Below are 23,750 nucleotides of genomic sequence, written 5' to 3'. Positions count from 1 at the left end.
ATGCGGCCTTTCGAGGAGGAACAACGGGCACGTTCTGCCCGTGACAGCCATGCTCTGCTCACCCTTCTCACCTCGACAGTGGCATGGATGCCACCTTGTGGCAGGATCTGGTCATGCACAAAGTGGCCGTTCTCGCGCTCGACGGCGTCCGCGCGTTCGAGATGGTTATTCCGACCCGCGTCCTGGGCGCAGCCAACGCCCCGGACGGCTCTCCGCTGTACGCGGTGCGGGTGTGCTCGCTCGACGCCCGGCCCGTGACCAGCGACGCGGGCTTCTCGATCGCCATCGAGCACGGCACCGAGATCCTGCGCGACGCGGACACCGTCGTCGTCGCTCCCACCCTCGCCATGCGGGACCGGGGCCGCGAGGGGGTCCCCGTCGACGTGCTGCCCCTGCTCACCGGCCTGCGCCCGGGTACGCGCGTCGTCGGTTTGTGCGCCGCCGCCTTCGCCCTCGCGGCGGCGGGTCTGCTCGACGGCCGCCCGGCCACCACGCACTGGCGGGAAGCTGAGGACTTCCGCCTCTCCTTCCCCGATGTTCGGCTCGACCGCGACGTGCTCTTCGTCGACGACGGCGACGTGCTCACCTCCGCCGGAGTCGCCGCCGGCATTGACCTGTGCCTCCACCTCATACGCCGAGATCACGGCGCGTCCGTCGCCAACGACGTGGCCCGCGCCTGCGTCGTGCCGCCCTGGCGCGAGGGTGGCCAGGCCCAGTACGTGCGGGCACTTGTCCCCACCGATGACGGCGCCTCCACCGCCGCCGCACGTGAGTGGGCCCTCACTCAGCTCCACCGGCCCCTGACACTCGGCGAACTCGCCCGGCATGCCGGCATGAGCGTGCGCACCTTCAACCGACGGTTCCGCATGGAGACCGGCACGACACCCGGGCAATGGATCACCCTGCAACGCGTCGACCGCGCCCGCGCCCTGCTGGAGACCACCACCCTGACCATCGAGCACATCGCGGCGACCACCGGCTTCGGATCTGCCCGGTCCCTGCGCGAACACCTCGCACACATCCTGGGCGTATCTCCCTCCGCCTACCGCCGGACGTTCGCCAGCCGGGCACCCGCCGACCGCGGCCTCCCCGGGCGCCCGCCCAGCCGGGGAGTTTGGTGATGACGTCGCGTTTTCGTTTGAGGGGACGGTTACGGCGCTGCAGTACCGGCACGCCATCCTCGACGGATTCCTCGCCGGGACGGGCCTCGCTCTCGACAGACCGGACGGACCCTGATTCGCCGAAATCAGTAAACGCTGGCCGAAACCGCGCGAACATCAAGGGCTGCGCTCCCTCCCTGGCCGAGCCGGAGACCAGAAACAGGGCTCGCTCGAGGCCATCCGCCTCGACCACCTCGCCGAAACCCACCACCGCCCCCGCACCAGAGGCCAATAGCCCCACCCACCAGACAAGCATGACAGCCCTGACCAGCGCAAACGCCAACCGCGCCGTTACACGCCAGAGCTACCTACAACAAACCCAGCCGCTCTCAGAAGCCGTTGTCGTACCGATCATGGTGGGCGTGAGTTCGAGGTTGCCGACTCGGTCGGGTCATCTCGTGGCCGGCCGGGCATGAAAGCGGGGCCTCCTGCACAGCTCGAGGGTGTCGAATCCAGCCGAGCAACAGGAGGCCCCTGGTGCTGAAGTCTTCCGTGTCGGCGCCGATGGCGTCCAACTCGGTGTCCCCGCCGTGTGATTGTCTCGCTCACCGGTTCGGGAACGCTGCGGACCGGCCGTACAGGCGACCGAAGTATCCCTCGGGCATGAGCGACGGGGAGTGGGCGGTCGTACGCGAGGCGATGCCGGTTCCCGGCTGGCTCGAGGGCCGCGGCGGGCAGCCGGAGAGCTATCGCCACCGGCAGATGGTCGACGCGGTGCGCTACCTGGTCGCGGGCGGCATTACCTGGCGGGCGATGCCGGCGGACTTCCCCGCGTGGGACCGCGTCTACGCCTTCTTCCGGCGCTGGCGGGACAAGGGCCTGACCGCCGAGTTCCACGACCGGCTGCGTGGCCGGGTCCGCCAGGTCGCGGGCCGGGATGCGGAGCCGACGGCCGGCATCATCGATGCGCAGTCGGTGAAGGCAGCCGCGTCGGTGCCTGCCACGACCAGGGGCTTCGACGGCGGGAAGAAAGCCAACGGCCGCAAGCGGCACATCGTGGTGGACACCCTCGGACTGCTGCTGGCCGTGATGGTGACCGCGGCCTCGGTCACCGACCGGGACGCGGGGCAGACCCTGCTGGTCCGGCTGCGCGAGCGGCACTGGCACATCACGCGGGTGTGGGCCGACGGCGGCTGCACCGGGCGCCTGGCCGACTTCGCCCGCGGTGTCCTGCGCATGGCGCTGACCGTGGTCAGACGCGGCGACGGCACCAGCGGTCTCACCGTGCTGCCGAAGAGGTGGCTGGTGGAGGGCACGTTCGCGTGGCTGATGCACTCACGCCGGCTGGCCCGCGACTACGAGACGCGCACCGGCACCTCGGAAGCGGTGGTCCGATGGTCGATGAGCATGGTCATGAGCCGCCGCCTCGCCCGACGGGCACGCTGAACAGCCCCGGACGTTCCTCCGCCAGCCAGCCCCGCGCGGCCAGCCGCTTGGCTTTCGACCGCACCCCTTCCACCTTCGCCGGGACCGGCTCCAGTCCTACCGCGGCCGCGAGTTGACGGCAGTCCATCGCCTCCCCGCATATCCCGTTCCCGCCGACCAGTACGTCCATGATCCGCTGGTAGTCCGGTGCGAGAACCGCCGGGACGAGCCCTTCCTCCCAGTGCGGCACCACTGAGCCGGGCACCGCCGCCTGACCTGCACCGGCCGCTCGCCGACCACCACGGCCGACGCCGCGTCCCCGCCTCCGCGGGGCTCCGCCAGAACCTCGCCCACCGTCCCACGGGCGATCACGAACCGCTCCCACACCGTGCGGATGCCGTCGGTCGTCGGACTGCTGGAACAGCACGAGCTCGCCGCTCGCCGTCGAGTCGACGGGTTGCGCGAGGAAGCCGATCGCATCCAGGCCGAGCTGGCAGCGGCCGAGCAGGAATGACAGGAGTGGGCGATCGCCCGCAGGCGAGTGGGCACCGTCCTGGTTCCGGACGACGGCAACATCGCTGATGAGGAGGCCGTTCCCGGCCCACGGGACGCGGAGACGCGCTCGGCGCCCAGGCAGGCGGCGAAGCCGAAGTCGCAGGTGCCGGTGTGGCGTGAGGGGCTGGCCTGGTCGGTGATGTCGGTGGACTATCAGCGCATCCTCACCACCCTCGCGGACCGGCACCGGCTCCATAAAGGGCCGTTGACCTGCCAGGAGTTGGCGGTGGTGTTCGGTCTGGACACGGTGCCGGCCACGGTGGAGGCGCTGCGGTCGTAGGCGAAGCGCCTGGTCGCGCGGCAGCCGGGCCGGTTCACCCTCGCCCAGGGCCCGGCCGGGCAAGACGGCGCGTCATGAGCAGGATTATCGACCAGTAGACCATCGCCTCGGCGCTGGCGGTGCGGCGTTCGAAGTCGCGCACCAGATGGCGGGTGCGCATCAGATGGGCGAAGAACCGCTCGACGATCCATCGCTTGGGAAGCACCACGAAGCCGCGCATGTCGTCGCTGCGTTTCACGATCGCCAGGACCAGCGCGAGCGTGGCCAGGCAGTAGGCGATGAGGCCGCCGGTGTGGCCGCCGTCGGCCCAGACCGGTTCCAGCCGCTGGTGCACGTCGGCGACCTGCCCGAGCAGCACGTGGGCGGCGGTGCGGTCGCCGGTGTCCGCGGCGGTGACCATGACGCCCAGCAGCAGGCCGAGCGTGTCGACCACGACGTGCCGCTTACGGCCGTTGATGAGTTTGCCGCCGTCGAAACCGCGGCTGTCGGCACCGACGACGGCGTCCGCCTTGACCGACTGCGAGTCGATCACACCGGCCGTCGGTGCCGCGTCGCGGCCCAGCGTTTCGCGGCCCTGCCCGCGCAGCCGGTCGTGGAACCCTTGACCAGGCCGTGGTCGCGCCAGCGGCGGAAGAACGCATACACCCGGTCCCACGGCGGAAAGTCGACCGGCATACCGCGCCATTTGATTCCGTTGTCCACGAGGTAGCGGATTGCGTCCAGCATCACGCGGTGGCAGTATGCCTCCGGCTGCCCGCCCCGGCCGCGCAGCCAGGCCGGCACCGGCAGCAGCGGCCTGACCGTCTCCCATTCCGCGTCCGTCATGTCCGACGGATACCGCCGAACACGTTCCGGGTGATCGGCTGCGTTTCCGAACCGGTGGGCGACACAATCACACGACGAAGACGCCGAGGTGAACTCCACCGGCACGAGGACGTAGAACCGCGGCAACAGGGTCTCCTGGATCTCGGTTGGCTTCGCAACCCCGAGCTACCAAGAGGCCCTGCCTTCATGCCCGCGGCCAGCGACGATCACCCGATCGAGACTCCCGTTCGACGCGCACCCCTCAACATCGGAACGACAACAGCCACTGAGCATGGACACGGAGACGGACGCGGGGCAGGACCTGGTAGTCGCCTACGACAGGTGGCGGCATGTGTTTGGACCGCATCGCCCACCGCAGGAAGGCATGAGTGAGGCTCCGGGATGTGTAGCCGCCCGCGTACCAGGTATCGACATCGGCTTGGGTGCAGTCGGCGGGGGTCCGTCCGCGTTCGGCAAGGTGGCTGAGGAAGTGGTCGCAAGGTGAATCTCGTTGCGGGCCTGCTGGATCTGCTTGCCGGTGAGCGGACCGCGGCCGGCCAGGATGTTCAGGCGGCGCTGGACGTGCCAGGCGGCGAAGAGTCCCAACAGCCTTTGGTGCTCGGCGCCCCTGACGGCGGGCAGCTTCTCGTCGAGCCATCGCTGGAACAGCAGCAGCACCGGCCTGGATGAGCAGGTCGCGCAGGTAGGCGACCGAGCGCCAGGGGGTGAGCTGGCTCAAGCCCGCGTGAGTGAGCGGAACTTCGCCGCGGGCCAGAGCCAGCAGGTTCCGCTGGACGTGGAGCTTACTCGTCCAGGTCAGGGCGCCTTTCGGGCGGCGCATCTGCCGTAGGGCATCGAAAAGTGGCAGGAGTTCGGCCCGCATGCTGCCGGTGCCGTCGTCGAGGAGCTCGCGAAGGCGCTCGGCCAGGAGCACTGACCGCTCGACGAGCACCTTGGCGGAGACCACGTTGATTTCGCGTTCCTCGGGCTCGGGAAACCGAGGATGTCCAGGGTGTCCTCGGCGAACTCGGCCAGCATGCTTTGGGCCATGGCTCCCTTGGCCTCGTCGCAAGTGAGGTCGTGAAACCGCACCGGCGAGCCCAGCGCGGCGGCGATGGCCTCCGCCTGGTGGTGCGGCGTGATCACCTCCGGGCCGGTGTCGGCCGGGCTGGCTCCGGCGGCGTGCAGGTCGCCGGACAGCAGCACGAGCAGCGCCTTCGCCCCGGCCAGCCCGGCCTCGAGGCTGGCCGGCTCGGCCAAGGTCGTCCGGCACCGCCGCCGCGTGCCTTCGGCTCCGGGCCGTCCGTGGCCTGGCGGATCTCACGTCCGGAGCACAGCACTAGCGAGAATCCACCGAACACGATCACGGCGATGTAGGCGACGCGTTCGGCAGACCCGCCAGCAGCGAGCGGCGAGCGGAGTCGACGTGCTCCTCAGCTTTTCGTGCCAGGGTCCGTACGTCGCCATCGCGCAAAAGGGCTGCCAGTTCCCGATGTTCGTCGACGACCCGGGCACGGTAGTGGTCATAGCCGGACTCGACCCGGCGCAGCTGGAACAGATGGATCTGAGATCGGATGGCGTGCCACGCCGTAGTGAGGCGCCCGTTGCCGGCGGCGGCATAGATCTGGTCGTGAAACGCGATGTCCAGTGCCACCAGACGACGGCTGTCGGCGGTGGCACGGCATTCAGTGTCCATCGCGTCGACGAGGCGGTCGAGCTCGGCGAAGTCGGCGGTGCCCGCCGACCGCCGCGCGGTCGTCGCAGCGAGGCGGTCGAGCGCGGCGCGCAGGGCGTAGACCTCCTCGACGTCCTCAGTTCGCACCTCGATGACGGTGGTCGCCCGGTGCCAGCCTGTGCGGATGAGGCCTTCGTGTTCCAGCTCGGCGAGGCCCTGACGGACCGAGCCGCGGCTGATGCCGAGGTGCGTTGCGAGTTCAACCTCCCGCAGCGGCGCTCCAGGCGGGAAAAGGCCGGCGAGGATCGCCTCGCGGACCAGGTCGGCTGCCTCGTCGGCGAGCCCTCGGCGGGCGGCTTTCGGCAGAGCGGCTTTCGGCAGAGCGGACCCCATGTTCAGATGTTGACATCCGAGCACCGATCAGGCAAGTCACAAGTTCGCGCAATGTCTAATGTTGACATCTGAACATCTTCCAGTGAAGGTGGCCAGGGTTGCTCGCCCATCCCCTCACGAGAGGAGGGACGCCCATGTCGTCCCGTCCCGCTGTGCACCTGGCCATCCCGGTCGACGACCTTGGCGCCGCCCGCACCTTCTACGGAGACGTCCTGAACCTGCCGGAAGGACGGTCCACCGACCACTGGGTCGACTGGGACCTGCACGGCCACCAGCTGGTGACCCACCTCGTTCCCACCGCACCTGCACCGGCCGGCGTCAGCACAGTGGAACAGCACACCGTGCCCATCCCGCACTTCGGCCTGCTGCTGACCGAGGAACGCTTCCACACCACCGCCGACCGGCTACGGACAGCCGGTGTGCACTTCGACATCGAGCCACACTGCCGATTCCCCGGCCAACCAGCGGAGCAATGGACCATGTTCTTCCGCGACCCGGCCGGCAATGCTCTGGAGTTCAAAGCATTCCGCGACGAGTCGATGGTGTTCGCGCGATGAGGGGCGTCCTGGTGACCGGCGCCTCCCGGGGCATCGGCCGGGCCATCGCAATGGCGTTCGCGGCAGGCGGGGACCGAGTAGCGGTGCAGTACGCCAGCCGACGTACAGACGCCGAAGAAACGCTGCGGCAGCTGCCCGGCACTGGGCACACGCTGATCGAAGGCGATCTCGGCGATCCTGGTACCGGCGAACGGATCGTGGCGGAGGCCGTGACGGCGCTCGGCAGCATCGATGTCCTGGTCAACAACGCCGCCGTGGCACCGGCGGCCGGCACACACCACCCGGTCGCCGATGTCCCACTGCACACCTGGCAGCAGATCTGGCGACGCATGCTGGACGTCAACGTGCTGGGCACGGCCGATGTGACCTGGGCGGTGGCCCGACACCTCATCGACCGCGGTACCGGCGGGAGCATCGTGAACGTCGGATCACGCGGCGCGTTCCGCGGCGAACCCGACTTTCCCGCCTACGGAGCGAGCAAGGCCGCGCTGCACGCCTTCGGGCAGTCGATGGCTGTCGCGCTGGCGCCACACGGCATCGCCGTCACGTCGGTGGCCCCGGGATTCGTCGCCACCGAACGCCAGTCCACCAAACTCACCGGCCCCGACGGGGATCTGCTCCGTAGCCAGAGTCCCTTCGGCCGGGTCGGCACCCCCGAGGAAATTGCCGCCACCGTGTGCTTCCTCGCGTCGCCGGCCGCAGCCTGGACGTCGGGCACCATCGTCGACCTCAACGGCGCCTCGTACCTACGCACCTGAAAGCCCACCCGCATGCCTCCCATCGCCCTGGCTATTCGTCATCTCGGTTTCGAGGACCTCGGGCTGCTCCACCCGTTGCTGCACGATCGGGGCTACGACGTGCGCCATCTCGACGTCACCACCGAAGGTATCGATTCCGACGCGATCACCGGCGCCGATCTGCTCGTCGTGCTCGGAGGGCCGGTCGGTGCCAACGACACCGACCGCTACCCGGTCCTGCACGACGAGCTCACCGCACTGCGGGCACGGCTCGCCACGCGGAGACCCACGATGGGAATCTGTCTTGGGGCCCAGCTTCTCGCCCGCGCGCTCGGGGCCGCAGTCGCTCCCGGCCCAGCCACAGAGATCGGATACGCCCCCCTTGCCCTCACACCCGACGGGATGACTTCAGCCCTGCGTCACCTCGCCGATGTCCCCGTCCTGCACTGGCACAACGACTGTTTCGAACTGCCCGTCGGCGCCCGCCACCTCGCGTCCACCACGAGGTGCCCGCACCAGGCGTTCGCCGTCGGAGCCCATGTCCTCGGGCTCCAATTCCACCTGGAGGCCGATCACCGTGACATCGAACACTGGCTCATGGGCCACGCCGAGGCTCTCCTCGCCGCGGACATCGATCCGCGCACCCTGCGGCGTGACGCAGCGGCAGTGGGCCCCAAGCTGAGCCGACAGGCTGCCGACGCCGTCACTGAGTGGCTGGACGAGGCCGGCTGCTGAGCACAACCCTCCGCACGTGCTGACGCGACTGAATGCGAGCCGGACATTCCCCGAGCTTCACTTTCGCAGTACGCCTTCACCCAGTTCGTCGCGATGGCGACCTGAGCTGCCCGAAGAGACATCGTGCCTGCACAGACGGCACGGTGCAGGTAATTCTCCAAGCGCGATCCTTGTCGTGGGCGTTGAACGATCCCCGATAGTCGTGAGGCCAAGCATGGGTCAGCAGGCTCGGCGGGGATACCCGCGCAATTGTCCCGGCCGCGGCGGCAATCCCGGGTGATCCGGCGAACCGGCTCAATATCAACGAGCGGCAGGGACAGGTGCCTGCGTACGGTAGTGACGGACCTGGGTGACGCTCCCGGCCCAGGCCCGCCGGGGCGGTATCAGCCTGCACACGCGCATAGGGAGAGCAATGATGGCCAAGCACACCGCGCGGACTCCGGCTACTCCACGCGTTCTGACTGATCCACTCCGCAACCGGGGCGTGGGGTTCACGCAAGCGGACCGGGACGAGCTGGGCCTGACCGGGCGCCTGCCGTCCGCGGTACTGACTCTGGAGCAGCAGGCGCAGCGCGCGTACCAGCAGCTGCAGGCTCAGGACGGTGACCTGGCCAAGAACGTGTATCTGGAGCAGCTGCACGACCGCAATGAGACTCTGTACTACAAGGTGCTCACCGATCACCTGGTGGAGTTGTTGCCGGTCGTGTACGACCCCACGGTGGGCGAGGCGATCGAGAAGTACTCCCATGAGTACCGCCGCCCGCGCGGCGTCTTCTTGTCCATCGACCGGCCCGAGGACATCGAGAAGGCCTTCGCCACGCTCCAACTCGGGCCCGAGGACGTAGACCTGATCGTGTGCAGCGACGCGGAGCAGATCCTGGGCATCGGCGACTGGGGCGTGGGCGGCATTCAGATCGCGGTCGGCAAGCTGGCGGTCTACTCCGCGGCAGCCGGCATCGACCCGGCCCGCGTCATCCCCGTGTCACTGGATGTGGGAACGGACCGCGAGGCGCTGCTGAAGGATCCGCTGTACCTGGGCAACCGGCACCCCAGGGTCCGGGGCGCCGACTACGACGCGTTCATCGAGACGTACCTGCGGACGGCCTCGGCGATGTTCCCGCGTGCGCTGCTGCACTTCGAGGACTTCGGCCCCAGCAACGCCCGGCGGATCCTGGAGACCTACGGCGGCTACCGAATCTTCAACGACGACATGCAGGGCACCGGTGCCATTACCCTGGCCGCAGCCCTGTCGGCCATCAAGGTCAGCGATGTGCCGATGCGAGAGCAGAAGGTGGTGGTCTTCGGCGCGGGCACCGCCGGGGTGGGCATCGCCGACCAGCTGCGCGATGCCATGGTTCGTGACGGTGCGGGCCGCCGGCAGGCCACGGCCCAGGTCTGGCTGATCGACAAGCCGGGCCTGCTCACCCGCGGCACAAGTGACCTGCGTGACTTCCAGCAGTCCTACGCGCGCGATCCGTCGGAGGTCGCCGACTGGAGGAAGGACGACGGCGGGATCTCCCTTCTGGAAACCGTGAAGCAGGTCAAGCCGACGATCCTGCTCGGCACCTCCACCGTGCACGGGGCGTTCACCCGCGAGGTCGTCGAGGCCATGGCCGAGGGCACCGAGCGTCCGATCATCCTCCCGCTGTCCAACCCGACCTCGCGCATCGAGGCTATGCCGGCCGACGTCATCGCCTGGTCGAAGGGCAAGGCCCTGGTCGCCGCCGGAATCCCCGTCCCACCCGTCGAGCACGACGGGGTGACCTACGAGATCGCGCAGGCCAACAACGCGCTGCTGTATCCCGGGCTGGGCCTGGGTACGATCGTTTCCGGCGCATCGAGGGTGACCGATGGGATGCTGCTCGCAGCTGCCCGGGCGGTGGCCGACCAGGTCGACGTCAGCGCACCGGGCGCCTCCCTGCTGCCGCCTGTGGAGAACCTGCGCAAGTCCTCCGCGATGACCGCAGCGGCGGTGGTCGAAACGGCGGTCAGCGAGGGCGTGGCCACCAGCGAGCCGGCCGATCCCGGCCAAGCCGTCCGCCAGGCCATGTGGGAGCCCGTCTACGGCGACGGAGCGACGGCATGACCGCGCGGCAGTCGGGCTCGGGCAAGGACGAGGACACCCCGGAGGTTCTCGACGTGCCCATTGGTCTGGACGCGACCGGAACCCGGCGGGAGACGGACTCGATGGGCGCGATCGACGTACCGGCGGACCGGTACTGGGGTGCCCAGACGCAGCGGTCTCTGATCCACTTCTCCATCGGGGACGACCGGATGCCCAAGGCGGTCTACCACGCCTACGGCTATGTCAAGAAGGCGGCCGCGATCCTCAACGGACGGGCCGGGCGGCTGCCGGCTTGGAAGGGCGACCTGATCGAGAAGGTCGCTGACGAGGTCATCGCGGGCAAGCTCGACGACCACTTCCCGCTGTATGTGTGGCAGACCGGGTCCGGGACGCAGTCCAACATGAACACCAACGAGGTGATCAGCAACCGGGCGATCCAGCTGGTCGGCGGCGAGCTGGGCAGCAAGTCCCCGATCCACCCCAACGACCACGTCAACATGGGGCAGTCCTCCAACGACACCTTCCCCACCGCCATGCACGTCGCCGCGGTCAAGGCGGTCCACGAGCACCTGCTGCCCAGCGTGCAGGCGCTTCAGCGGGCGATCGAGGTCAAGGCGGAGCAGTGGCGCGACGTGGTGAAGATCGGCCGCACCCATCTGGAGGACGCGGTCCCGCTCACCGTCGGACAGGAGTGGTCCGGCTACGCCCACCAACTGACACAAGCCGTCGACCGAGTCACCGCCTCCGCCGAGGGCCTGTACGAGCTCGCCGCGGGCGGCACCGCAGTCGGCACCGGGCTGAACGCCCCACCCGGCTTCGGCGAGCAGATCGCCAACAAGATCGCCGCCGCGACCGGCTACCCCTTCCGCACCGCGGAGAACAAGTTCGCCGCCCAGGGCGGCCTGGATGCCATGGCCAGCGCCTCCTCCGGCCTGCGTGCCCTTGCCGTGCCGCTGATGAAGATCGCCAATGACATCCGGTGGCTGGCCTCAGGGCCCCGCTGCGGCCTGGGCGAACTGATCCTCCCGGCCAACGAGCCGGGATCCTCGATCATGCCGGGCAAGGTCAATCCGACCCAGTGCGAGGCGATGGTCATGGTCTGCCTCCAGGTTCTCTCCGAGGACGCTGCCGTCGCCTTCGCCGCCTCGCAGGGCAACTTCGAGCTCAACGCCATGCGCCCGGTCGTCATCAACAATTTCCTGCACGCGGCCACCATCCTCACCGACGCCTGCGCCAACCTGCGCCAGTACTGCATCGAGGGCGCCCAGCTGCACCGCGACCAAATCGACTCCTATGTCGACCGGTCCCTCATGCTGGTCACCGCCCTCTCCCCCGTCATCGGCTACGACAAAGCCTCGGTCATCGCGCACAAGGCCGACGAGGAGGGCACCACCCTGCGTGAGGCCGCACTGGACTCCGGCTCCATCAGCGCCGAGGACTTCGACCGCATCGCCAACCCAGCCGCCATGGCCCGCCCGCCTCATCGATCGCCGTAGGGCCCGGATTTCGAGCACCTCGCTGACTGCTCTCGTCATCTGCACCGCGCGCGTGGGCCTCCCCCTCGGGCGAAGCGCCGAACCAGCACACCTCACACCGATGGAGGATGCCGTGACTGACCCTGTGACCGGCGCTGGGCATGCCTCCGGAAGTAACCCTGTCCCCCCGACCTGCCCCTGCACGACCTGGCCGGATTCACTCACCGCTTTGTCGACGCGGACGGCGTCCGTCTTCATGCCGTCGAAGGCGGCCAGCCGACCGGTCCGGCTGTTGTCCTGCTCGCCGGATTTTTCGCAAACCTGGTGGGCTTGACGAAGGGTGATGCCCAGCCTCGCCGGCCGGTTCCACGTCATCGCGATCGACTTGCCGGGGCAGGGCCACTCCGAGCGTCCGAAGCGTAGCTATGACACGCACACGGTCGCCGCGCACGTCCACGCCGCCGTGAAGGCACTCGGAGCGTCGACTTACTGGCTGGTCGCCCACGACATTGGCGCCTGGGTCGCCTTCTCCCCCGCCCTCAACTTCGAGAGCCAGCTTCGCGGGGTTGCTCTGCTCGACGCCGGAATTCCCGGCATCACTCTCCCGGAAGCGATTCACCGACCCGGATCGGGCGTGGAAGACCTGGCATTTCGCGTTCCACACTGTGCCCGACCTGCCCGAGACGCTGCTCGCTGGTCGCGAACGGGAATACGTCGGCTGGTTCCTGAAGGTGAAGGCCCTCTCTCCCGACACGTTCGACGACGCCGAGCTCGACCACTACGCAGCGGCCGTCGCCGTCGACGGTGGCCTCCGCGCTTTCCTCGCCTCCTACCGAGGCGCCGTCGCGTCACTGGTGACGAAAGCCGGTGCGTCACACGAGCTGCTGCAGCGGCTCCTCGCCTCGGCAGCCGAGGCTGGCACGGCACCGGTCGAAGTCGTCCTTTGCGAGGTCGGTGAGCAAGCACAGTTCCTGCGCACCGGGCGCGCGGATGTGGCCCTCATGCACCGGCCGGTCGACGACCTGGCCGGGTTCGGTACCGAAGACCTCTGCACCGAAGGCCAAGTCGCCCTCCTCCCATCGGGACACCCGCTCGCCGCACGTCCCCAGCTCACCCTCGCGGACGTCGGCAACGTGCCGGACCTTCCCATCGCCCGATGGCCCCGGCTCGACGGCTCCTACCCCGACGGTCCCGGGCCAGAGGTGCACACCCAGTCACAGCTCGCTCAGCTCGTCGCGCTCGGCAAGACCCTACTCGTGATCCCTGCCTCGAGCCGCGCCTGGCAGTGGCCCGACCATGTCGCGGTGCCCGTCGTCGACGCCCCGGACATCACGACCGTGCTCGCATGGCCAGCTGGCCACCACTCATCGCCCCTCACCGCCCTGGCCCGAGCCGCAGCCGGGCTTCGTAAGACGCCGCCAGCTGCGCCCACGCGCTGAACGCCGACCCGCTCGCCTGACGCGACTGCCCGCCGTCGCCGCGAGCTGTCATGCGTACGGCGCCACCGCCCACCCCCAAGCCCGGAAGCACCTCGGCGAGGCGCAAGCCCAACTGCTGACCGACCTCGATGAGACGGAAGCACGCCAACTGCGCAGCCTGCTCGGCAGACACCCTCGACTAGGGCGTGTGTCGAAAGTGGATCTCGGTCGTGAGATGGATCAAAGCCTGATCCCCGTGCCTGCCCGATCGCACGCCGGATTGGCTGTGCTCCCTGCTCAGGTGCCGAAAATGCGTGTGCCCTTCTGGACTGCGTCTTTAGGCTTCCCGCATGGTGACCACGCCCCGCTTGGAGAAGATCACTCCCGGCAACTTCGACGCCGCGATCGCCCTGAAGGTACGTCCCGACCAAGACCACCTGGTCGCTCCGGTCGTCAAGTCCCTCGCCGAGGCGTACGTGTATCCCGGCGTCGCCTGGCCCCGGCTCATCCTCGACGACGACCGAGTTGTCGGCTTCCTGATGGCCTTCTTCGACATCGACTTCGCCGGCGACGGAACCGGCACCGACATCCGCTCGGGGCTGTGGCGTCTGAACATCGCCGCTGGGGAGCAAGGCCGCGGCTATGGCCGCTTCGCGGTCCAGGCAGTGGCCAGCGAGATCCGCCGCCGTGGCGGCACTTGCCTAACCGCCTGCTGGCATCCCGGCAGCGACGGCCCCGAAGCCTTCTACCTCGGACTTGGATTCCGACTGACCGGAGAGATGAGTGGCGACCAGCGTGTCGGCGAACTGGAGCTTACGTAGGGCGTGCATAGGAAGTGGATCTCAAGGTGAGATGATCTTGATCTGTGGCACGTGGAGAACTGACGGGTGCGCAGTGGGCCCGCTTGGAGCCGCTGTTGTCCAGGGGCAAGAAGTCAGGGCGGCCCCCGATATGGACCAGGCAGCAACTGATCGACGGCATACGGCTCCGCACCCGCACCGGCGTCCCGTGGCGGGCCGTGCCGGAGCGGTACGGACCATGGGCCCGGGTGTACGACCTGTTCCGCCGCTGGCAGCGGGACGGCGCCTGGCAGCGGATCTTCGCCGAACTGCGGGCCCAGGCCGACGCCAGGCAGCTCATCACCTGGGACCTCAACATCGACTCCACCGTGTGCCGGGCCCACCAGCACGCCGCCGGGGCGAGGAAAAAGGGGAGCTGCAGAAAGAGCCGCCCGGCGGCATCACCGTCGAGCCGGATGACCATAGCCTCGGGCGCTCGCGCGGCGGCCTGACCACCAAGCTGCACCTGACCGTCGAGCAGGGCCAGAAGCCTATGGCGATTGTGATCACCGCCGGACAGCGGGGCGATTCCCCGCAGTTCGAGCCCGTCCTGAAGAAGGTCCGCGTCACCCGCCAGGGGGCTGGCCGTCCGCGCACCCGGCCCCGTCCGGTCCGCGCCGACAAGGCGTACGCCTCCCGCAAGAACCGTGCCTACCTGCGGCGACGCGGGATCCGCTGCACCATCCCGGACAAGGCCGACCAAGCACGCAACCGCAAGAAGCTCGGCTCTCGCGGCGGTCGGCCGCCGCGATTCGACGCCGAGGACTACAAGGCCCGGCACGCGGTCGAATGCGGCATCAATCGTCTCAAAAGGCACCGCGCCGTAGCCACGAGATACGACAAGCTCGCGGTCCGCTACGAGGCAACTGTCCTCGTAGCGGCCATCAACGAGTGGCTGTGACCAGTACATTCGATACACGCCCTGGAGACCCGTCGACATCGTCGCGATCACACTGTTCTCACCGGATACTAAGCGGGGTGCGGTGACGATGTCGTGTCCGGAGCAGGACGATCCGCGGCTCCGCTCGAGTGCTGCGGGTCAGGGCTGGTCGCCCACGAGAGCAATTGCGCGCGTCTCGGGAACTCCCAGCATCAGCAGGCTCGTGATCGTCGCTGCTCGGGCGCCAAGGGTCCCGTTCGACAGGTCGCTGTCCGCGATGGCGAACACGACGCCGTAGGCAACCTGGCTCAGAACGCCCGCCGGCAGGTGCTGTGCGAACACGTCGCCGTCCTGGCCCCGTTTCACGAGGTCGGCGAGGAGATCATCGACTGGCCCGAGCAGGCCGTGGATCGCCTCGCCGTACTCGCCACGGCGCAGCGCCAACAGCACTCGATACCGGTGCGTCACCGGCCAGACGCGGGCGATGAATTCGACCCACGTCGCGTCCGCTTCCGCGCCGGAGGCGTTGACTTCGGTGAGCACGGCTGTCACCTCGGTGACGGCCCGTTCCGTGAGTGTCCGAACCAGGTCGAGGCGCGAGGGGAAGTGGTCATAGACCGTGCGACGGACGACGCCGGCAGCGGAGGCGATGTCTCCCATTCCGGCGTCGGGATTCTCTCCCAGCACATCGAGGGCGACGTCGAGGATGCGATCGCGTGTCTCGCTCATCGAGCGCACACGGGAGGACTCGGTGGACACGACACCAGTATTGCACACCGGTGTACAGTGAGGCTGACTGCACACCAGTGTGCAGCGGAGAGTCGCGCTGTGCTTCGAAGCTCAAGAGAAGAGAAGAAGGCAATGACCGCACCGACGCCGCCTACCTCGACCCTCGTCCGCCCGTTCACCGTCTCGATCTCGGAATCGGAGATCGACGACGTCAAGCAGCGACTGGCCAGAACTCGATGGCCGGATCCGGAAACGGTGGGCGACTGGTCGCAAGGGGTTCGCGTAGAGAACGCCAGATCTCTGGTCGACTACTGGGAGCGCGGCTACGACTGGCGGCGCTTCGAGTCCGAGTTCAATCGCTTCCCCCAATTCCTGACCGAGATTGATGGGCTGGACATCCACTTCATCCACGTCAGGTCCAAGAATCCCAACGCGATGCCGCTGATACTCACGCATGGATGGCCGGGCTCGATCGTCGAGTTCCTGAAGCTGATCGGCCCGCTGACCGATCCGGTTTCGTTCGGAGGAGACGCCGCCGATTCATTCGACGTCGTCGTCCCGTCGCTCCCCGGGTTCGGGTTCTCCCAGAAGCCCACGCAGACCGGGTGGACTGTATCGCGCATCGCAAGCGCATGGGTGGAGCTGATGAAGCGTCTCGGCTACACGAGATGGGCCGCGCAAGGCGGCGATTGGGGTGCCGTCGTCACCACCGCTCTCGGGGCCATGCAACCTGAGGGGCTTCTCGGAATTCATCTGAACACCCAGTACGCCTTTCCCGCACAGATACCCGACACCTTGTCGCCCGAGCAGCGCTACGCTGTGGAGACCCTCGCCTTCTACACCGGTGATCTCGGCGGGTCGAACCACCTTCAGGGCACGAAGCCGGAGACTGTCGGATTCGCCCTGGCGGACTCTCCCGCCGGCCAGGCCGCCTGGATCTACGAGAAGTTCCAGTCCAAGACCGACAACCACGGGCTCGCCGAGGACGCTCTCAGCATCGACGACATGCTCGACGTGATATCCCTCTACTGGTTCACCAACAGCGCAGCGTCGTCCGGCCGCATCTACTGGGAGAACAAATCGCTCACTTTCGCCGGCCCGAAGGTGACGCTTCCGGTCGCGGTGACCGTCTTCCCGAGGGACATCCCACGCGTGCCACGTAGCTGGATCGAAGACACCTACAGCAATCTGATCCACTACGGCGAGGCCGACAAGGGCGGGCACTTCGCGGCCTTGGAACAGCCTGAGATCCTTGTCAGCGAAATCCGCACCGGCCTGCGCACCCTTCGTTCCTGACGCCAACGCGCGAGCTCAGCGGGCAATAAGCGAGTCTTCTAGCGTTTTGCCCGTTGGTCTGGATCAGGGTTGCTGGTCGGCGAGGGCTGTCGGGGCCTGAGGGCCGGGCTGTGCGAACAGTCCGGGTTCGGTCTCGTCGAGGAATCCGAGGATGACCAGGCGTTTGAGTTTCGCGCGGGTGCCTTCGACGTGCTTGGGCATCAAGGGCAGGTCCAGCGCGAGGCATAGGACGCAGGCGCCACTGGGGTTGTGGGGGAAGTTCAACACCACCCGCCGGTACGGACGACACGCCACGGCATGCGGGCAGACTGGGCTCGCTGGCCCTGCTGCTGGTCCCCACGGATCTGCCCGGTGTCCGCAGAGAACGGCACACCGGCAAACTCGGCAACCGTGCCTGCGACCATGGGCGGCTGACTTTCACCGACGTGCTGGTGCCGGAGGAGAACCTGCTGGGCAAGTCCGGCTCCGGCTACGAGGCGCTGACCCGCGTCTTCACCCGTGAGCGGGCCTTCCTCGCCGCGGTCTGCGCGGCGAGCGTCAAGACGATGCTCGACGAGGCCACCACCTATGCGAGGGGCCGGATCGTGCTGGGCAGACCGTTGCTCCAGCACCAGGCGACCGCCTTCAGGCTGGCCGAACTCGACGCCGAACTGGCGCTGGTCGAGCAGTACACCGGCGCAGTCTTCGATCTGCTCGACGAAGAAGCCGCCGCTCTGCGGCAGGCGAGCATCGCCAAACTGCGCGCCAGCCGGCTGCAGCGCGAGACCGCCGACCTCCTGCTCCAGCTGCACGGCGGGGCGGGGTATCTCGACGGCGGTCCGGTGGAGCGCGCCTACCGCGACGCCCGTGCCTACGGCCTGGCCGGCGGTGCGGACGAGGCGTTGCTGCATCTGATCGTGGGCCATCCGCGCGCCGACGCCTGATCCGTCAGCGACCGACCGCCGCCTTCCGGACAGTGAGAGGACACCCAGCCGACATGACCTCCCAAGCCGTGCCCCATCCTGGGACCGGAGCGGAGCACCTGCTGTTCCTCGACCGATCGGGCGGGCGCGCCTGCGCCGCAGGCATCGACCCCGTGGTGGTGGTGGAGGACGTGCTGCGCCCACGCGGCGGGACGGACCGCGCTTCCCGCCGAGGGCTACCTCCCCTGGCCCAACTCCCAGGGAAGCTACTGCCGTTCCATCGCGATGCTCGGCGCGGTCGGCGCGGCCGACCCGGCCGACCCGACGGTGTACGGGATGAAACTGATCAACGCCGCCACCTCCAACCCCGACCAGAGCAGGGACCGCGCGGGAGGCGTCAGCTTCCTGTTCGATGCGGAGACCGCTCGCCCGGCCGTCGTCGCCGAGGCGGCCTACCTGTCGGCGCTTCGCACCGGCGCGTACACCATGGCGAGCCTGCGCCACCTCGGTCCGGAGCATCCGGGAGGTGACAGTCATCGGCTGCGGCGCCCAGGCGCGGACCCACGCCGAACTGCTGACCCGCTACTTCCCCGCCGTGCACACCCTGCACGTGTACGACCTGGTGCCGGACCGCGCGTCGATGTTCGCGGCCTGGGTGGACGGCGGGCCTGGAGGCGGAGCTCGACCGTGTCGGTGACCGGCTGCGCGGCTTCCCGCAGTACGGCACCGACCTCTGCGAGGCGGACACGGCCCGTGCGATGGCGGACGAGTGCCGCCCCGCCGGGCGAGGTCCCGAGGCTTCCCCGTGCCTCACCCGCCGGCGCTGCCGACTCCTCGGAACTCACTGATCATTTCTGGAAGGAGCCCACACGATGAACGACACCTCCACGGACGCCGCGTACCAGGTGGTCCTGAACGACGAGGAGCAGTACTCCCTCTGACCGGCGGACCGGCCGCTCCCAGCCGGCTGGCGGGCCGAGGGAACCATCGGTACGCGACAGACGTGTCTGGACCACATCGAGGCGGTCTGGACCGACCTGCGTCCGCTCAGCGCCCGATGACCGCGCTCCCCACGGTCGGCGCGGGCACCGTCCTCGGCACGGATCCGGTGCCCGCGCCGGTCGCCGAGATGGCCCGCCGTACGCCCGGAGCCCCCGCGGCCGTCGCCCCGGACTGCATGCTCACCCGCTGCGGACCCGAGGCCCGGACGCGGTCCCGGCCGGCCCCCGAGCCTGTTCGCCCGCGCCGCCGGAGCGCTCGTTCCGCTGTTGTCTCTTCCACGGTCCGCCGGCCGCGCCGCCCGAGAGCGGACGGCACTGGTACGCGGCAGGTCACGACGCGGGGAGGCCAGGCTTGCGCCTGACCCCCCGCCCGGGCCGTGACCGGAGCCTGCGGATTTCACCGGTAGCCATCGAGGCCGTCGGCGAGCTCCTCCTCGTCCTCGTCACGCTGTGCGTAGAGCGCCTGCTGGAGGGCGAACGTGCCGCGGATCGCCGTGATCCGCTGGGCCGTTCCGTTGCCGGCCCAGCCGCCCAGGGCGAGCACCCGGTCCAGCAGTTCCTGACCGTAGCTGGCTCCGACGGCAGCCAGGTCCTCGGCCGGATCGCCGATGCTGACCTCGTCCCAGTCGATGACGCCGCTCAGCCGCGGCATGCCGTCCACCGTCTCCCACAGGATGTTCTCGCCACCGAGGTCGCCGTGGACCACGGCGGAGGTGAGATGGGGCAGGGCGTCGAGCGCGGTGAGCTCGCGCTCGGCACGCTCCCGGCCGTCGGCGGACATCAGCGGGAACAGTTCGGAGCGCACCGCCGCCGCGAACTGCTGCCACTCGTCCGCGGGAGCCGTGGGCAGAGCGGCACGCACCTTCTCGTCGCTGCCCGCGGCCGCGAGCCCGGAGAGCAGCGTGACGTACTGCCGGGCCACCGTCTCCGCCACCTCGGGGCTCTCAAGCGCACCCTCCTCCAGCGGCGCCCCCGGGATCCGGCTCAGCACCAGATACGGTGGTTCATCCGTGCTGTGAGCACCCCCCTCGGAGAGCGGCTGAGGGGTGCGGAAGCCGAGGTCGATCCCGGCGAGGGCCTGCAGCTTGGCCGCCCTGTCGGGCAGCCGTTCCGCGGCCGCCTCGGTGCGGGCGAAGCACACCACCCGGGCGGAGCCGATCACCACGCGGTGGAACTGACCCTCGTACACGTCGAGTTGCTCCGTCGCGTCTTCGGGCAGCAGTCGGCTCAGCAGCTCACGGTGCGTCTCAATGATTCCCATAGTGGACAAAATCTCCCTTTCTCCGTCGACCGACGACTGGGCGGCATCAGAGTGTCAAGTCATCCGAAACAGAGGTGTGACGATGGATTCCGTTGAGCACGAGATGCTGCGGCACCTGTGGTTCCCGGTCGCCCGGGTCGCCGACCTGCACAACGGCGTGGCGGGCGGCAGCATCCTCGGCGAGGAGCTCGTGGTGTACGGGGACGGTGACCGCGTCACCGTCGCGCAAGGCTTCTGCCCGCACCGAGGGGCGGCGCTGAGGCTCGGGCAGTTGCGTGAGGGCGCGCTGGAATACCCCTATCACGGCTGGCTGTTCGAAACAGGCAGCGGGCGGTGCACGCGCACCCCCTCCCTGCCGCCGGGCCGCAGCCGGCCGCACGCGGCGCTGCGCACCTATCCGGCCGAGGTCGCCTACGGCCTGGTGTGGAGTTGCCTGGACGACCCTTTCCTGCCCTCTCCCACGGCTGCCCGAGTACGTCGACGACAGCTGGCAGCTCGGCGCGGGCCGGCCGTACACCGTGAACTGCGGGATGCGGCTGCTGACCGAGAACTTCCGGGACAAGGCCCACTTCCCCTACGTGCACGCCGACTCGATGGGACACGTGGACAAGGTGGTGGAGCCCTATCGCATCCTGCGAGACGGCTGGCAGCTCGGCTGGTCCTCCTCGCTGGCCTCCGAAGGGGTGTCCGCAGACCTCGCCGAGGAGCTCAGCCATCAGCTGGACTACCGCATCACCCTGCCGGTGTTCGCGTCGATCTGTGTCTCCTCGCCGTCCGGCGGACGCCGGCTGGTCGCGCAGGTGGCGACCCCGGTCTCGGCGGACGGGCTGCGGGTACGGCAGTCTGGCTGGCCGGCACGGACGCCGTGTCGGCCAGCCAGGGGGCCGACCTGGCCGATGTGCTCGGCTTTGAACAGCAAGTCTTCGAAGAGGACCATCCGATCGTGGAGAACCAGTGACCGTGGCCTCGCTGACGCCGAGTTTGCGTGCGATCTCGCGATTGCTGCATCCGTCCCCGACGAGGAGGAGCACCTGACGCTCGCGTTCGCTCAGCAGATCCAGTTCCGCCGGTCTCCCCGTGAGACGGGGCACCAGGTGGAAGTTACTGACGTACACGTCGGGTGACGTCGGTCGGCAGAAAGGCTGCGCCTGCGGCGACGGCCTGGATCGCGGCGTCGAAATCCTCACGCGGCGAGCTGAGCGGAACGTAGCTGTGCACGCCCGCCGCGAGCGCCGCACACAGCAGTTCGTCGGTGTCGCGTTCGGCGGCCATGATGGTGCCGCCCGATACGGCACTGGGCAACCGGCTGACCATCACCGGGCCGTCGGGGAGCACCAAGGAGGATCCCGCGACGACGACATCCGGCATCAGCCGGGTCGACTGCCGGACCAACTCCTCTCGGTCGATCGCCGTGCCGACCACCTCAACGTCGGCCGTCTCGGAGAGCAAGACGAACAGTCCCTTCCGATAGACATCTCTGTCCTCCGCTAACAGGATTCGGACTCGGCGGCCTGGCCCCTCTTCCGAGCCCGCGTCGCTCGGTCGATGCGGCGCGAGCCGCCCTGGGGAGGTCTGTTGATCAGACAGGAACTTCAAATATGAGTTCGAGGCCGTCCTCCTCGTCCCATTGCTCTCCGACCTCCACGAAGCCGAACCCGGAAATGGTGGCCAGGGATGCGGTGTTGTCAGGACTGATCGTCACCCGCACGGTTCTGACTCGGGCTTCGGCAGTGGCCCGATGCACCAACGCGGTGAGCATCGCCCTGGCGTAGCCCTGACGACGGTAGACGGGGACCACCGAGTAACCGAGCTCCACCATGCCCGCCTCATCCGGCCGCCCATGGAACCCGGCATACCCCACGACGGCGCCTTCCGGCTCGGCTACCACGATCTGCGTGAGCCACCCCGCGCAACCCGGGTCCGAGGTCAGCTGATTGACCCGATACTGCCACACCCACTTTGCCGTGTCGGTGACGAAGTACTCGGTGAGAGCGACGCCTACTTCGGCACTGGCTTGAGCCAGGTCGTCCTTCAGCAAGGCGATCATGGCCGTGCTCGATAACTCAACAAATCGCACGGACTTCGGGCTCGTGGAGTCTGGGGTCCGGCGCTCGGCTCTGTCTGTCACAGCGCGAATCGTCGTGGAGAGGCCAGGACGTGTCCAACTGTTTTCGCAATGGCCGATGCCCAGCGAGAGCCATTGGCTGAACTGTCACGCTTCCGGGGTGAGTTCTACTCCCGTCTCACCGCTCGTTCGGACGGGTTGTTCGAGCTGGCTGACGCTGTTCTGTGCGGCGACGGGCCGGTGAGGTCACTGGCCGAGTTGTCACTGGTGGGCGAACACCGCCGTGGCCATGGAGGGCTCTATGCGGCGCTGGCCCGCGGAGAGATCGACATTGGCCGGCTGCGACGGGCCCTGGCCGCAGTGCCCCTGCCTCGGGCTGCCGATGGCCGGCTGGTCCTGGCCATCGATATCACCTGCTGGCTGCGGCCGGCCGCCCACACCTCACCCCAGCGGATCCTGTGCCACACCTACGGCAGGGACAAGGACCAGCACATCCCCGTTCCCGGCTGGCCGGACTCCATCATCTGCGCGCTCGTGCCCGGCCGCAGCTCGTGGACCGCGCCGCTGGATGCACTGCGGCTGGCTCCCGGGGATGACACCGCCACCGTCACCGCCCGGCAGCTGCGCGACCTGCTCCAGCGTCTGATCGCCGCAGGGCAGTGGCAGCCAGGCGACCCGGACGTCCTCATCATCGCGGACGCCGGCTACGACGCGCCTCGGCTGGCCTTCCTCCTGCGGGATCTGCCCGTGCAGGTGCTGGCCCGGATGCGTTCGGACCGTGTCCTGCGCAGGACTGCCCCACTCCGCCAGCCGCACATCCTTGGCCGCCCGCCCCGGCACGGAGGCGAGTTCGTCTTCGGGCAGCCCGACACCTGCGGGCACCCCGGACACCGAGACCGTCACCGACACCCGGCTCTATGGCACCGCCCTCGCCCGCTCCTGGGACCGGCTGCATCCCAAGCTGACCCACCGCTCCTCCTGGGCCGCAGCCGACGGCACCCTCCCCATCGTCGAGGGAACGGTGATCCGTCTGGACATCGACCGCCTGCCCAGCGGGGCCACCCCCAAGCCGGTCTGGCTGTGGTGGTCAGGTATCGACGCAACTCCCGCAGATGCCGACCGGCTCTGGCAGGCATACCTGCGGCGCTTCGACATCGAGCACACCTTCCGCCTTTTCAAGCAGACCCTGGGCTGGACCTGCCCCAAGATCCGCACCCCCGAGGCAGCCGACCGATGGACCTGGCTGGTCCTCGCCGCCTACACCCAGCTGCGGCTTGCCCGACCGCTGGCGGCCGACCGGCGCCGGCCCTGGGAGAAACCCAGCCCGTCGGACAGGCTCACCCCCTCCCGCGTTCGCCGGGACTTCCGGCACATCCGCCCAGCGACCACCTGCCCGGCCCAGGCACCAAAACCCTCCCGGCCCGGTCCCGGACGACCACCGGGCCGAAAGAACACCCGGCCGACACCCCGCCACGACGTGCACACGCCCCACAAAACACAGCCAGCGCAACGACGAACGAAGAAGTCAGCCACTCCACGACCCCGCCGCACAGGTTAA

General features: G+C 68.7%; 25 protein-coding genes and 5 pseudogenes. 20 read left to right on the top strand and 10 right to left on the bottom strand.

The features are described from left to right. Positions 1–113 precede the first annotated feature (113 nt). Both PS467_RS41545 and PS467_RS41540 read left to right on the top strand, forming a co-directional pair. On the top strand, positions 114–1,121 hold the full coding sequence (locus tag PS467_RS41545; protein ID WP_311039673.1) for a GlxA family transcriptional regulator: 1,008 nt from the start codon (positions 114–116) through the stop codon (positions 1,119–1,121). Positions 1,122–1,763: 642 nt separating this feature from the next. After that, the gene (locus PS467_RS41540) at positions 1,764–2,546 is read left to right on the top strand and encodes an IS5 family transposase (protein ID WP_311039672.1); all 783 of its coding nucleotides are present in this window, start codon (positions 1,764–1,766) and stop codon (positions 2,544–2,546) included. Here the strand turns inward: PS467_RS41540 and PS467_RS41535 are convergent. Next, a complete protein-coding gene (locus PS467_RS41535; RefSeq protein WP_311039671.1) occupies positions 2,512–2,790 on the bottom strand; it encodes a hypothetical protein in 279 nt (92 codons plus the stop codon). The two genes, PS467_RS41540 and PS467_RS41535, sit on opposite strands and share 35 nt — an antisense overlap. Before the next feature lie 129 nt (positions 2,791–2,919). Here PS467_RS41535 and PS467_RS41530 point away from each other — a divergent pair. Next, positions 2,920–3,438 (top strand): annotated as a pseudogene (locus PS467_RS41530) (hypothetical protein). Here the strand turns inward: PS467_RS41530 and PS467_RS41525 are convergent. Further along, complete coding sequence (locus PS467_RS41525; RefSeq protein ID WP_311039670.1) at positions 3,395–3,892, bottom strand: transposase; 498 nt, start codon at positions 3,890–3,892, stop codon at positions 3,395–3,397. The pseudogene PS467_RS41530 and the gene PS467_RS41525 overlap by 44 nt on opposite strands. Next, positions 3,889–4,185 carry a transposase gene (locus PS467_RS41520; protein WP_311039669.1) on the bottom strand — a complete coding sequence of 99 codons (297 nt, stop codon included), beginning with the start codon at positions 4,183–4,185 and terminating at the stop codon, positions 3,889–3,891. Before PS467_RS41520 ends, PS467_RS41525 begins: the two co-directional genes overlap by 4 nt. Positions 4,186–4,665: 480 nt before the next feature. On the opposite strand from PS467_RS41520, the gene PS467_RS41515 reads away from it, so the two are divergent. Continuing rightward, positions 4,666–4,854 (top strand): hypothetical protein, encoded by a 189-nt coding sequence (locus tag PS467_RS41515; protein WP_311039668.1) that lies wholly within the window; start codon positions 4,666–4,668, stop codon positions 4,852–4,854. Positions 4,855–4,980: 126 nt separating this feature from the next. Here the strand turns inward: PS467_RS41515 and PS467_RS41510 are convergent, their stop codons facing one another. Next, positions 4,981–5,424, bottom strand: coding sequence for a Rossmann-fold NAD(P)-binding domain-containing protein (locus PS467_RS41510; protein WP_311039667.1), 444 nt, complete (start codon positions 5,422–5,424; stop codon positions 4,981–4,983). Between the two features lie 103 nt (positions 5,425–5,527). Continuing rightward, positions 5,528–6,232 carry a GntR family transcriptional regulator gene (locus PS467_RS41505; RefSeq protein WP_311039666.1) on the bottom strand — a complete coding sequence of 235 codons (705 nt, stop codon included), beginning with the start codon at positions 6,230–6,232 and terminating at the stop codon, positions 5,528–5,530. 134 nt (positions 6,233–6,366) lie between these two features. Between PS467_RS41505 and PS467_RS41500 the strand changes: the two genes are divergently transcribed. The 9 genes and pseudogenes from PS467_RS41500 (at position 6,367) to PS467_RS41460 (ending at position 14,959) form a co-directional block, all read left to right on the top strand. Continuing rightward, positions 6,367–6,789 carry a VOC family protein gene (locus PS467_RS41500; protein WP_311039665.1) on the top strand — a complete coding sequence of 141 codons (423 nt, stop codon included), beginning with the start codon at positions 6,367–6,369 and terminating at the stop codon, positions 6,787–6,789. After that, the gene (locus PS467_RS41495) at positions 6,786–7,547 is read left to right on the top strand and encodes an SDR family NAD(P)-dependent oxidoreductase (RefSeq protein ID WP_311039664.1); all 762 of its coding nucleotides are present in this window, start codon (positions 6,786–6,788) and stop codon (positions 7,545–7,547) included. The genes PS467_RS41500 and PS467_RS41495 overlap by 4 nt, the downstream gene beginning before the upstream one ends. A gap of 12 nt (positions 7,548–7,559) precedes the next feature. After that, entirely contained in the window at positions 7,560–8,261 is a 702-nt protein-coding gene (locus tag PS467_RS41490) for a glutamine amidotransferase (RefSeq protein ID WP_311039663.1), read from the top strand. Positions 8,262–8,673: 412 nt separating this feature from the next. After that, on the top strand, positions 8,674–10,347 hold the full coding sequence (locus tag PS467_RS41485) for an NAD-dependent malic enzyme (RefSeq protein WP_432280710.1): 1,674 nt from the start codon (positions 8,674–8,676) through the stop codon (positions 10,345–10,347). Beyond that, positions 10,344–11,822, top strand: coding sequence for a class II fumarate hydratase (gene fumC / locus PS467_RS41480; protein WP_311039661.1), 1,479 nt, complete (start codon positions 10,344–10,346; stop codon positions 11,820–11,822). The genes PS467_RS41485 and fumC overlap by 4 nt, the downstream gene beginning before the upstream one ends. Before the next feature lie 322 nt (positions 11,823–12,144). After that, a complete protein-coding gene (locus PS467_RS42285) occupies positions 12,145–12,759 on the top strand; it encodes an alpha/beta fold hydrolase (RefSeq protein WP_432280709.1) in 615 nt (204 codons plus the stop codon). Further along, a pseudogene (locus PS467_RS41470) lies at positions 12,653–13,240 on the top strand (LysR substrate-binding domain-containing protein); the annotation flags it as partial. The gene PS467_RS42285 and the pseudogene PS467_RS41470, both read left to right, overlap by 107 nt. Positions 13,241–13,569: 329 nt before the next feature. Next, complete coding sequence (locus PS467_RS41465) at positions 13,570–14,040, top strand: GNAT family N-acetyltransferase (protein WP_311039659.1); 471 nt, start codon at positions 13,570–13,572, stop codon at positions 14,038–14,040. Between the two features lie 44 nt (positions 14,041–14,084). Next, a protein-coding gene (locus PS467_RS41460; RefSeq protein ID WP_311039658.1) for an IS5 family transposase occupies positions 14,085–14,959 on the top strand; the annotation gives its coding sequence in 2 pieces (ribosomal slippage) (positions 14,085–14,475 and positions 14,475–14,959; 876 coding nt in all). A gap of 138 nt (positions 14,960–15,097) precedes the next feature. On the opposite strand, the gene PS467_RS41455 is transcribed toward PS467_RS41460, so the two are convergent. Beyond that, a complete protein-coding gene (locus PS467_RS41455; RefSeq protein ID WP_311039657.1) occupies positions 15,098–15,697 on the bottom strand; it encodes a TetR/AcrR family transcriptional regulator in 600 nt (199 codons plus the stop codon). Positions 15,698–15,799: 102 nt separating this feature from the next. Between PS467_RS41455 and PS467_RS41450 the strand changes: the two genes are divergently transcribed. Then, on the top strand, positions 15,800–16,963 hold the full coding sequence (locus PS467_RS41450; RefSeq protein WP_311039656.1) for an epoxide hydrolase family protein: 1,164 nt from the start codon (positions 15,800–15,802) through the stop codon (positions 16,961–16,963). 63 nt (positions 16,964–17,026) lie between these two features. Here PS467_RS41450 and PS467_RS41445 read toward each other — a convergent pair whose 3' ends face one another. Next, positions 17,027–17,230: a hypothetical protein gene (locus PS467_RS41445; RefSeq protein ID WP_311039655.1), complete on the bottom strand. Its 204-nt coding sequence runs from the start codon at positions 17,228–17,230 to the stop codon at positions 17,027–17,029. Between the two features lie 158 nt (positions 17,231–17,388). On the opposite strand from PS467_RS41445, the gene PS467_RS41440 reads away from it, so the two are divergent. The 4 genes and pseudogenes from PS467_RS41440 to PS467_RS41430 all read left to right on the top strand — a co-directional run bounded on the left by PS467_RS41440 (position 17,389) and on the right by PS467_RS41430 (position 18,926). Beyond that, positions 17,389–17,886: an acyl-CoA dehydrogenase family protein gene (locus tag PS467_RS41440; protein ID WP_311039654.1), complete on the top strand. Its 498-nt coding sequence runs from the start codon at positions 17,389–17,391 to the stop codon at positions 17,884–17,886. A gap of 264 nt (positions 17,887–18,150) precedes the next feature. Continuing rightward, positions 18,151–18,369: pseudogene (locus tag PS467_RS42280) on the top strand (hypothetical protein); the annotation flags it as partial. A 22-nt stretch (positions 18,370–18,391) separates the two neighbouring features. Next, on the top strand, positions 18,392–18,562 hold the full coding sequence (locus tag PS467_RS41435) for a hypothetical protein (protein ID WP_311039653.1): 171 nt from the start codon (positions 18,392–18,394) through the stop codon (positions 18,560–18,562). Between the two features lie 175 nt (positions 18,563–18,737). After that, positions 18,738–18,926, top strand: a pseudogene (locus PS467_RS41430) (MbtH family protein). Positions 18,927–19,263: 337 nt separating this feature from the next. Here PS467_RS41430 and vph read toward each other — a convergent pair. Further along, the gene (gene vph, locus PS467_RS41425; protein ID WP_311039652.1) at positions 19,264–20,127 is read right to left on the bottom strand and encodes a viomycin phosphotransferase; all 864 of its coding nucleotides are present in this window, start codon (positions 20,125–20,127) and stop codon (positions 19,264–19,266) included. On the opposite strand from vph, the gene PS467_RS42275 reads away from it, so the two are divergent. Next, positions 20,117–21,085 (top strand): Rieske 2Fe-2S domain-containing protein, encoded by a 969-nt coding sequence (locus PS467_RS42275; RefSeq protein ID WP_432280708.1) that lies wholly within the window; start codon positions 20,117–20,119, stop codon positions 21,083–21,085. The two genes, vph and PS467_RS42275, sit on opposite strands and share 11 nt — an antisense overlap. Positions 21,086–21,228: 143 nt before the next feature. Here the strand turns inward: PS467_RS42275 and PS467_RS41410 are convergent, their stop codons facing one another. Both PS467_RS41410 and PS467_RS41405 read right to left on the bottom strand, forming a co-directional pair. Continuing rightward, entirely contained in the window at positions 21,229–21,576 is a 348-nt protein-coding gene (locus PS467_RS41410; protein WP_311039650.1) for a response regulator, read from the bottom strand. 130 nt (positions 21,577–21,706) lie between these two features. After that, entirely contained in the window at positions 21,707–22,174 is a 468-nt protein-coding gene (locus PS467_RS41405; protein ID WP_311039649.1) for a GNAT family N-acetyltransferase, read from the bottom strand. Between the two features lie 129 nt (positions 22,175–22,303). Between PS467_RS41405 and PS467_RS41400 the strand changes: the two are divergent. Beyond that, positions 22,304–23,750, top strand: a pseudogene (locus PS467_RS41400) (NF041680 family putative transposase).

The sequence above is a fragment of the Streptomyces luomodiensis genome, from assembly GCF_031679605.1.
Classification (GTDB): Bacteria; Actinomycetota; Actinomycetes; order Streptomycetales; family Streptomycetaceae; genus Streptomyces; species Streptomyces luomodiensis.
This window is presented reverse-complemented; position numbering and strand designations above follow the sequence as displayed.